Raw genomic sequence first — 9134 nt, 5'->3', positions numbered from 1 at the left:
TAGCGCCCTATTGATGTGTCCAAATTCATTAGGCCAGTTCAAGCTCGCTCCTACAAGGTCAGCGCCATGCTTTTGCATACGTCAGGTGAATGATCATCGCGATCGCTAGTCGCTGGATCTATCCTCGATCTGTCTCCCAACAACGACAAGATTGAGGTAGCCCATGCGTGAAGTAGTGATCGTCGACAGTGTACGAACCGGCCTGGCCAAGTCCTTTCGCGGCAAGTTCAAACAGACCCGTCCCGATGACATGGCAGCGCATTGCGTGAACGCGCTGCTGACCCGCAACGGCATCGACCCGGCCAGCGTCGAGGATTGCATTGTCGGTGCCGGCTCTAACGAAGGTGCCCAGGGTTACAACATCGGTCGCAACGTGGCCGTGCTGTCGCGCCTGGGCACCGGTACCGCCGGCATGACCCTCAATCGTTTCTGCTCCTCAGGGCTACAGGCGATTGCCATCGCGGCCAACCAGATCGCCTCGGGTTGCAGCGACATCATTGTCGCCGGCGGTGTCGAGTCCATCAGCCTGACCATGAAAAGCGTCAACACCGACAACCTGATCAACCCGTTGCTCAAGGAGCAGGTGCCGGGCATCTACTTCCCCATGGGCCAGACCGCCGAAATCGTCGCCCGTCGCTATAACGTCAGTCGTGAAGAGCAGGACCTGTATGCCCTGCAAAGCCAGCAGCGCACCGCCCAGGCCCAGGCCGACGGGCTGTTCGACGATGAAATCGTGGCCATGGCGGTCAAGTACAAGGTCGAGGACAAAAATAGCGGCCAGGTGCAGATTCTCGACGGCGTGGTCGACCGTGACGATTGCAATCGCCCGGACACCAGCCTGGCCAGCCTGAGCGGATTGAAACCGGTGTTTGCCGAGGACGGCTCGGTGACGGCAGGCAACTCCTCGCAATTGTCCGATGGCGCGTCGATGACCCTGGTGATGAGCCTGGAAAAAGCCCTGGAACTGGGTCTCAAGCCCAAGGCGTTTTTCCGTGGGTTTGCCGTGGCAGGTTGCGAGCCGGACGAGATGGGCATCGGCCCGGTGTTCTCGGTGCCCAAACTGCTCAAGGCTCGCGGGCTGCAAGTGGCGGATATCGACCTGTGGGAACTCAACGAGGCGTTTGCTTCCCAGTGCCTGTATGCGCGTAATCGACTGGAGATAGACAATGCCAGGTACAACGTCAACGGTGGCTCGATCTCGATTGGCCATCCGTTTGGCATGACCGGGTCGCGGCAGGTCGGGCATCTGGTGCGTGAGTTGCAACGGCGTCATTTGCGCTATGGCATCGTCACCATGTGCGTGGGGGGCGGCATGGGCGCCACGGGTTTATTCGAAGCCGTGCGCTAGTACATTGATAGCTTCTGCACTCCGGGTCGCTCGTACCTGGTGAAGATCCGAGGGGGAGCTTGCTCCCCCTTTGCATACCTGCTGTTTAGCAATCATCAGGTTTTTCAGGTTCGACTTTTGGCTTATCTCCAGTTGCGGTCCCTGTTCATGGAGGCCTTAGTCGCCTCTCGCGCTTAATGAATCAATTATTGAGTGGCTTTGCTCTTGTAAATGTTGTTATTTTTTAGTGTGTGTAATCCGCTTCTTACGGATGCGGATGACTATAAATAATTCTCATTGAATTGCATGTAGTCTTATTCCTTCGGTCATTTCTAAAGTTTTGGCAAAATGCCATAAACTTCCTATATCTATTGATGTAATAAAGCTACGTAATTAAACGAAAAGGGTGGCTTACTTATTCTGATATCAGGTGGAAACTTGCCTGGCGTTGGACAAGTCCTGACTTGCAATGCAAATAGTTGGAAAAGTCTGAAATAAAACAGCCGGCTAATGAGACTGGTCAGGACCGCTGTTTTATACGCCTTGTGCGCACCTGCGTTGGGGCTCCTTTAATGACGTTTGTTATGTGGGAATCTGTAAATGAAAGCAAAAATCAAAACTGTGCTGCTGTCTATCGGGTTGTTGGCGGGTTCGATCTCCATGGCTAATGCAGCGGATGGAACCGTTACGTTTTTGGGGTCGGTTCACTCGGGCGCCTGCTCTATTAAACCTGACTCGGTGGATCAGACCGTTCACCTTGGGGCGATCGCAAAACATCAACTGCAATCGGGAGGCAAGTCTGAAGCCCGGCGTGTGCTTATAGAACTTGAAGGCTGCAGTTTGGCCGACCTCACTGATAACACTGTGACAACTACCTTCACGGGTACGCCATCGGGCGCTGTGCCGGGTGCACTGGGTACTGTCGGTAGTGCTGGCGGCGTTGGCATCATGATGACACATGGTAGTGAACTCATTGAGTTGGGTGTCGCTACGGCCCCACAGATTATTGGTGCGGGTGATAACACCCTGGAATTCGGTGCCTATGTACAAGGTGCTGCTACTGACCCAATCATCCCCGGTGATTTCAGCGCGATCACCAACTTCACCTTGGCTTATCAGTAAGTTTTTCCCCCGCCACTTAGTGTGGCGGGGGAACTGGCGGGGGATAGAGGTGAACACATTCATAAGTCTCGCTGTTGCCTCCTCATTGACGATATTCATCAGCCCTTGTGCTTTTGCGCAGGCCGCAGGGCAAGGCGAAGGGATCGTCACCCTAGGGGGCGAAGTTGTTGATTCAGCCTGCGGGCTGGAACTGGTCTCTGTCGATCAAACCATCGAGATGCCTCCCGAGCCAATAGGCCGGATTGTGCGAAACGCAAGGGGAGAGCCACACCCCTTCCAACTGCGTCTGGTCAATTGTTCATTGACTCGCCCAGACCCGTTACGCCCAGGTGAAACCCTGCCTGACTGGCAGCATCTGCAAGTGACGTTTGACGGCCCGACTGATAGGGACGGGCGCTCCTTTGCGGTCTTTGGTGGCTCGCAGGGCGTTGCGCTGCACATTGTGGACTCTGTTGGTCAGGAGAGTGTTCCGGGGGAGCGGATGGCTCCGGCGCCTTTAGCTGAGGGCGACATGACACTGCACTACACCTTCCGTTTGGTGGGTAACGGATTGCCGATGGGTGTTGGGGCCCACAGTGCCGCTGTGCGGTTCAAGTTGGAATACTTCTGAATATTGATGGGCTGCTTTCATGTTGAATACGTTGAAGGTCAAAAATATGCTGCGCCCAAGCCTCTTTGGCGGGTTGATGTCACTGGCAGGAACTGTAATGGGGGCCGGGGATATCGAGTTTAATACCGATGTTCTTGATCTGAGTGATCGCACCAATATTGACTTGTCTCGGTTTGCGCGCAGTGGCTTTATTCTGCCGGGCACCTACTTGATGACCGTGCAGATCAATACCCAGCCTATTCCAGAGCAATCGGTGGCGTTCTATCCCCCCGATAATGATCCCAAAGGCAGTCAGGCATGTTTATCGCCTGCTCTTGTCGACCAGTTGGGCCTGAAAGCGTCTGAGGCCGACAAACTCGTATGGTGGAAGAGCGGGCAGTGCCTGGATGTTAAAAGTTTGCCTGGCATGGAGGTCACGGGTGATCTGGCCACTTCCACGCTGAACATCAATCTGCCTCAGGCCTACCTTGAATACAGCGCCATCAATTGGGATCCGCCCTCTCGTTGGGACGAAGGGGTGCCGGGGTTGCTGGTTGATTACAACATGACAGCGCAATCGAACTATCGAAAGAATGACGGGACCCGCAATAACCTCAGTGGTAACGGAACACTTGGGGCCAATGCCGGTGCCTGGCGCCTGAGGGCGGATTGGCAGGGACGTGTCGAGAATGGTCGCGAGGGGGCGTCCGATTATCACCGGCTGGAATGGAGTCGTTATTATGCTTATCGAGCGATTCCTGCGCTGAAGGCACGCTTGGTAGTGGGCGAGGACTACCTGTATTCGGACCTGTTTGACAGCTTCCGTTTTACCGGGGCGGCACTCAAGTCGGATGAAAGCCAGTTGCCACCCAACTTGCGTGGTTACGCCCCGGAAGTGGTTGGGGTGGCCAAGACCAATGCAAGAGTTGTTATCAGCCAGCAGGGCCGTGTGCTGTATGAAACCCTGGTGGCGGCAGGCCCCTTTCGCATTCAAGACCTTCAGGATGCGGTGACGGGCTCGCTGGATGTGCGGGTGGAGGAGCAGGATGGCTCGGTACACAGTTTTAAGATCGATACGGCAGGTGTTCCCTACCTGACACGTCCCGGACACGTTCGTTACAAGTTGGCAACCGGACGCCCGTCCAATCTTCAATATGGCGCTGATGGCGATGTTTTTGGCACTGGAGAGTTTTCCTGGGGGATCAGCAATGGCTGGTCCCTGTTTGGCGGCGGCATAACAGACAACAATTATCGTGCGCTCTCTATTGGCGCCGGGCGGGACTTGCTGATGTTCGGGGCCGTCTCGCTGGATGTTACCCAATCGCGTGCAAACGTGTGGAACGAGACACTCTCGGGTAAGTCGTACCGCCTTCAATACTCCAAGAACTTTGAACAGTACGACAGCCAGGTAACCTTTGCCGGTTACCGGTTTTCCGAGAAGAACTTTTTGAGTATGGGGGAGTACCTGGATGCTCGTCATTACGGGTTGAATGGTGAGCTCGGTGGGCGTGGGGAGGGGGATGATTGGAAACCTATTGGTGCGAGCAAGGCCCTTTATACGGCGACGGTGAGTAAGCAGTTTCGTGATTTGGGGACCACCGTCTATGCCAGTTACAACAAGCAAACCTACTGGGATCGACCGGATACTCAGCGCTGGAACTTATCCGTGTCGCGTTACTTTAATTTAGGGACAGTCAAAAACATGAGTCTGTCGCTGAACATGTACCGTAGCCAGGAGTATGACTATAAGGATAACGGTATGGCGCTGACGGTCAGTTTGCCGTTGGGGCGCACCGGTACACTGTCGCTGGATGCCAATAGAGCAGCCGGTAATAACACGTTTTCAACGCGCTACAGTGACCGTCTGGATGAGCGCAATAGTTATCAGCTCGGTGCAAGCAATAACGCCGTCAATGGTTACCTGAGTCATATGGGTGATCAGGTTGATATTGATCTGAGCGCCAGTCAGCAAGAAGGTAGTTACAGGAGCCTCAGCGTGTCTGCACGCGGCGGCGGCACACTCACACCTTACGGTGCTGCCTTGCATCGTACCAATGGCACGGGCGGAACCCGCCTGATGGTCGATACCGCTGGTGTACCCGGTGTGCCGGTGCGGGGTTACGGTTCATCGACTCGCAGTAATGCCTTTGGCAAGGCCGTCATCTCCGATATCAGCAGCTATCAGCGTACGGCGGCCAGTGTCGATCTGGAGAACTTGCCGAGCAATGTCGAAGCCACTCAATCAGTGACGCAATTGACGCTTACCGAAGGGGCTATTGGTTATCGATCCTTGGACGTGATTTCCGGTGAGAAGGCCATGGCTGTTCTGCGCCTGCCGGATGGCAGTTCACCGCCCTTCGGCGCGACGGTGAAGAACTTAAAACAGCAGGACACCGGGATTGTGAATGACGCTGGCAATGTCTACTTGAGCGGTATTAAGGCCGGCGAGCAGATGATTGTCAGTTGGGCTGGCGATGAGCAATGCGTCCTCACACTCCCAGGCATTTTACCGGCTGATGGCTTGACGGATGCCCTGCAACTGCACTGCCAGAGCGTAACCACTGTTCAAGCTTTACCTGAGCCGGCAACGCTGCCCGGCAAGCCCACCGAGACGGAGAACATAGCCTCATGATATTGAATATGCGCATTACCCCCCACGCTTTCGCGTTGCTGGCCCTAGGCTTGAGCCAGAGCGCTAATGCCGCTGTCGGCCTGGATCGTACCCGAGTGATTTTTGATGGCAGCAAAGATGCCACCAGCGTGAACATCACCAATAACAATACCCAGTTGCCGTATTTGGCTCAGGGCTGGATTGAGGATGAAGAGGGTAAAAAGATTTCCACGCCCTTGATTGTACTGCCGCCGGTTCAACGCTTGGAGCCAGGGAAACAAAGCCAGGTGAAAGTTCAGGCGTTGCCGGCCGCCAAGTTGCTACCGCAGGATCGAGAGACGGTCTACTACTTCAACTTGAGGGAAATTCCTCCGCGCAGCGATAAATCCAACACCCTGCAAATTGCCCTGCAGACCCGGATTAAATTGTTCTACCGGCCGCAAGCCATTACGCCAAGCCAGCAAGACTTTTCCAGCCCCTGGCAAGAAAAGCTGACCCTGACCCGCGAAGGCGACCGTTATCAGGTGCACAACCCTACGCCTTACTACGTGACGCTGGTGGATGCGCGCAGCAGCAAGGACGGCAAAACGGTGCCGGGTTTTGAGCCGCTGATGGTACCGCCCAAAGGCTTGCTGACCTTGGGCCCTACAGCCAAGGTTCTTGGCACCACACCTTATCTGGCCTACGTGAATGATTACGGCGGACGCCCGCTGCTGGCCTTCACCTGCAGTGGCGACACTTGCAAAGTGAACGCGCAGGCGTCAGCGGCTAATCAGTAGCGCCAGTTGGGGGAGAAACTCATGAAGTCGCAAATTGTGAAGGCCTTGGGCGGCCTGTTGCTGGCCTTTGGAGGGGGCGTTCATGCCCAGGATATAGATGGCCAGAATGGATTGCTGAATGTTATCGGGTCCATGCATGAAACCCCTTGCGGTCTGGAAATGGCCTCACAGCATCAAACGATTGACTTGGGTGTCGTCTCGGCCAGTCAGTTGCAGCGCCCCGGCGACCAGGCGCCCGCCAGGCCATTTCAGTTGCGTTTTACCGATTGCCAGCGCACTGCCGGCAGCATCCGCAGTGAACGTACGGGGAATCTGACATGGAGTGCCTATCAGCCGGTGCTGTCGGTCGCGTTTATCGCACCGGCCGATGCCGATGACTCACGGCTGGTCAAGGTGCAAGGCATCACTGGCATGGGCCTGCGTTTGACTGATGCACAGGGGAGGGATGTACAGCTGGGCTCAAGAGGTGAACCGTTATTTTTGACCCTCGGCAGCAACACGCAGACATGGAGTGTTCAGCCCACGCGCACCCTGGCGCCGTTGACCAGTGGGGTCTTTCGCGCCGTCGTGGATTTCAGGCTCAATTATGAGTAAGGGCAAAAGAATGGCTAAGGCAACCGGCTCATGGGCCTTTCTTATCGCTGGCGGCCTGCTGTGGGCCGTCAGCCAAGGTGTGCAGGGTGAGGTCAGCCTGATCATCCGCGCGGTGATCATCGCGCCTCCGCCGTGTGTCATTAATGGCGGCAGTACGCTCGATGTGCCTTTCGGGGCCGACCTTCTGACGTCACGGATTGACGGGGTCAATTATCGTCGGGATGTGCCTTACACCGTCACCTGCAGCGCCCCGTTCAGTAACGCGATGACCCTGGAGCTCAAGGGCCAGGGCGCTGCGTTCGATAGCCGTGTGCTCTTGACCCGCAAGCCGGATCTTGGGGTAAAGCTGTTCGTCAATGGTGCTGACTGGCCTCTGAATACGGCCGTGAATTTTACGTACCCCAACTTTCCAGTGGTGCAGGCGGTGCCTGTCAAGCGCACGGGCAGCAGGCTGACGGGAGGGGCGTTCGATGCCGCCGCCACCCTAGTGGTCGAATACCAATGAAGAGGAATGATCAATGATCTGTTGGCAGCAGCGAGCGTTGCTCGCCTTGTGCTCCATCGGCCTTTGCAGTGGTGCGTCGGCCAACTTGACGTTCAGTGGAACGCTTAATGAGCCTCCTCCCTGCACGATTGATGCTGGGAACACGATTGAAGTCGAATTTGGGGATGTCGGGGTAAAGCGCGTCGATGGCGTGAAATACCGTAGAGGCGTTGGTTACACCATCAGATGTGGTACCGATACGCTCCCGTGGGAGCTGAAGTTGAGTGTTAACGGAACCTCAACGGTGTTCGATGGCGCCGCCGTGCAAACCAGTGTGCCGGAACTGGGTATTCGGATTTTTCAGAATGGTGTGCCGTTTCTACTCAATACGCCACTGGACATCACCTTGTCGTCACCGCCGACATTGGAAGTGGTTCCCGTCAAACGGCCAGGTGCAATTCTGGCGCCCGCAAGGTTTACGGCGGTGGCCACGCTGTTGGCCGAATATGAGTAGGAGTTGAGTCCATGCGACAAGCAATTGTTCATAGGTGTTGGTCCTGTGCCGGGCTGATATTTCTGCTCACCTTCGGCCTGATGCCCACAGGGCAAGCGGCAGACAACCTGAGCTTCAAGGGCAACCTGGTTGAGCAGGCTTGCACCATTCGCCCTGGCGACGAGGCAATCACGCTGGAGCTCTGGGACTTGACCAGCAAGCATCTCTACATCAACACCCGTTCACGGGGGAAGGGGTTCAGGCTGCATCTGGACGACTGTAATACCACGATCGGCAACACGGTCACCATCACGTTTGGCGGTAGGGAAAACATGGCGCTTCCCGGATTGTTCGCGCTGGATGGTGGCAGTGGTGCCTCAGGTATTGGGATTGGCCTTGAAACGCTGAGCGATAAGCCATTACCCCTGAATACAGTCGGCGACGAGCAGGTGTTGAGTAATGGCAACAACGTGATTGAGCTCAAGGCCTATGTGCAGGGTGAGCCGAATGCCATCAGGGATCAAACCATAGGGCATGGCCCGTACACGGTGACCTCTACGTTTACGTTGGATTACCCGTAGCGATGCACCGTCATTCATAGGCTGAAAAACAGCCTTGGACAAACCTCAAACCTCCGCTGGGCGGCTTTAAGATACGAACCGCGTGTTCGATGGGCTGTGCCTGGGGGAGGTGCAACGAGAGATCGAAATGAAACGACTATATGGGGCCTTTGTGCTTTTCGTCCTGACTGCTGTTACTACGACTGCGCAGGCTGTTGATTGTCGGGTCAATGGAGGGCCTTGGCAAAATGGCAATCCCAACCTGCAAGTCCCCGTTACGGTAACCCTGAGTGCAGACCGCACCAGGGTATTGCTGGAAGGGGCAAGGCTGGAATGTCGATTTACCTATAGCGGAGGCCCCGCTTGGCATGCGGACTATTGGGTAAGTGGTAGTGCAGCAGGTACTGCTTGGACTCCGGGACCAAAGTTTACCGGCGAAGGGACCGGTTTGCGAATCAACGGAAATTTCCTGAACACGCCGGTGCCGTCTGCCATTGGGATAGTTACCATACCCAATAATGTGTAGAAACTCAGACTTCATCTGACAGTTACCGGATTTGAGGTCGTGACTGTCA

9 protein-coding genes are annotated in these 9134 nt (G+C 55.6%); all 9 read left to right on the top strand.

All coding sequences use genetic code 11. The annotated features are described in order from the left end of the window. Positions 1-163: 163 nt before the first annotated feature. On the top strand, positions 164-1348 hold the full coding sequence (locus KL786_RS29030; RefSeq protein ID WP_215519803.1) for a thiolase family protein: 1185 nt from the start codon (positions 164-166) through the stop codon (positions 1346-1348). A gap of 579 nt (positions 1349-1927) precedes the next feature. Further along, complete coding sequence (locus KL786_RS29025) at positions 1928-2449, top strand: fimbrial protein (protein ID WP_215519802.1); 522 nt, start codon at positions 1928-1930, stop codon at positions 2447-2449. 49 nt (positions 2450-2498) lie between these two features. Next, complete coding sequence (locus KL786_RS29020) at positions 2499-3059, top strand: fimbrial protein (protein ID WP_215519801.1); 561 nt, start codon at positions 2499-2501, stop codon at positions 3057-3059. Positions 3060-3078: 19 nt separating this feature from the next. Next, complete coding sequence (locus tag KL786_RS29015) at positions 3079-5670, top strand: outer membrane usher protein (RefSeq protein WP_215519800.1); 2592 nt, start codon at positions 3079-3081, stop codon at positions 5668-5670. Then, complete coding sequence (locus KL786_RS29010) at positions 5667-6428, top strand: fimbria/pilus periplasmic chaperone (protein ID WP_215519799.1); 762 nt, start codon at positions 5667-5669, stop codon at positions 6426-6428. Before KL786_RS29015 ends, KL786_RS29010 begins: the two co-directional genes overlap by 4 nt. A gap of 21 nt (positions 6429-6449) precedes the next feature. Next, positions 6450-7022: a fimbrial protein gene (locus tag KL786_RS29005; RefSeq protein ID WP_215519798.1), complete on the top strand. Its 573-nt coding sequence runs from the start codon at positions 6450-6452 to the stop codon at positions 7020-7022. A 10-nt stretch (positions 7023-7032) separates the two neighbouring features. After that, positions 7033-7527, top strand: a complete 495-nt coding sequence (locus KL786_RS29000; protein ID WP_215519797.1) for a fimbrial protein — start codon at positions 7033-7035, stop codon at positions 7525-7527. 13 nt (positions 7528-7540) lie between these two features. Further along, the gene (locus KL786_RS28995) at positions 7541-8020 is read left to right on the top strand and encodes a fimbrial protein (RefSeq protein ID WP_215519796.1); all 480 of its coding nucleotides are present in this window, start codon (positions 7541-7543) and stop codon (positions 8018-8020) included. 11 nt (positions 8021-8031) lie between these two features. Continuing rightward, complete coding sequence (locus KL786_RS28990; protein ID WP_215519795.1) at positions 8032-8580, top strand: fimbrial protein; 549 nt, start codon at positions 8032-8034, stop codon at positions 8578-8580. Positions 8581-9134 lie beyond the last annotated feature (554 nt).

The sequence above is a fragment of the Pseudomonas sp. TAE6080 genome (assembly GCF_018732265.1).
Lineage (GTDB): Bacteria > Pseudomonadota > Gammaproteobacteria > Pseudomonadales > Pseudomonadaceae > Aquipseudomonas > Aquipseudomonas brenneri.
Note: the sequence above shows the minus strand (reverse complement) of the source record. Positions and strands in the feature narration are given on the sequence as shown.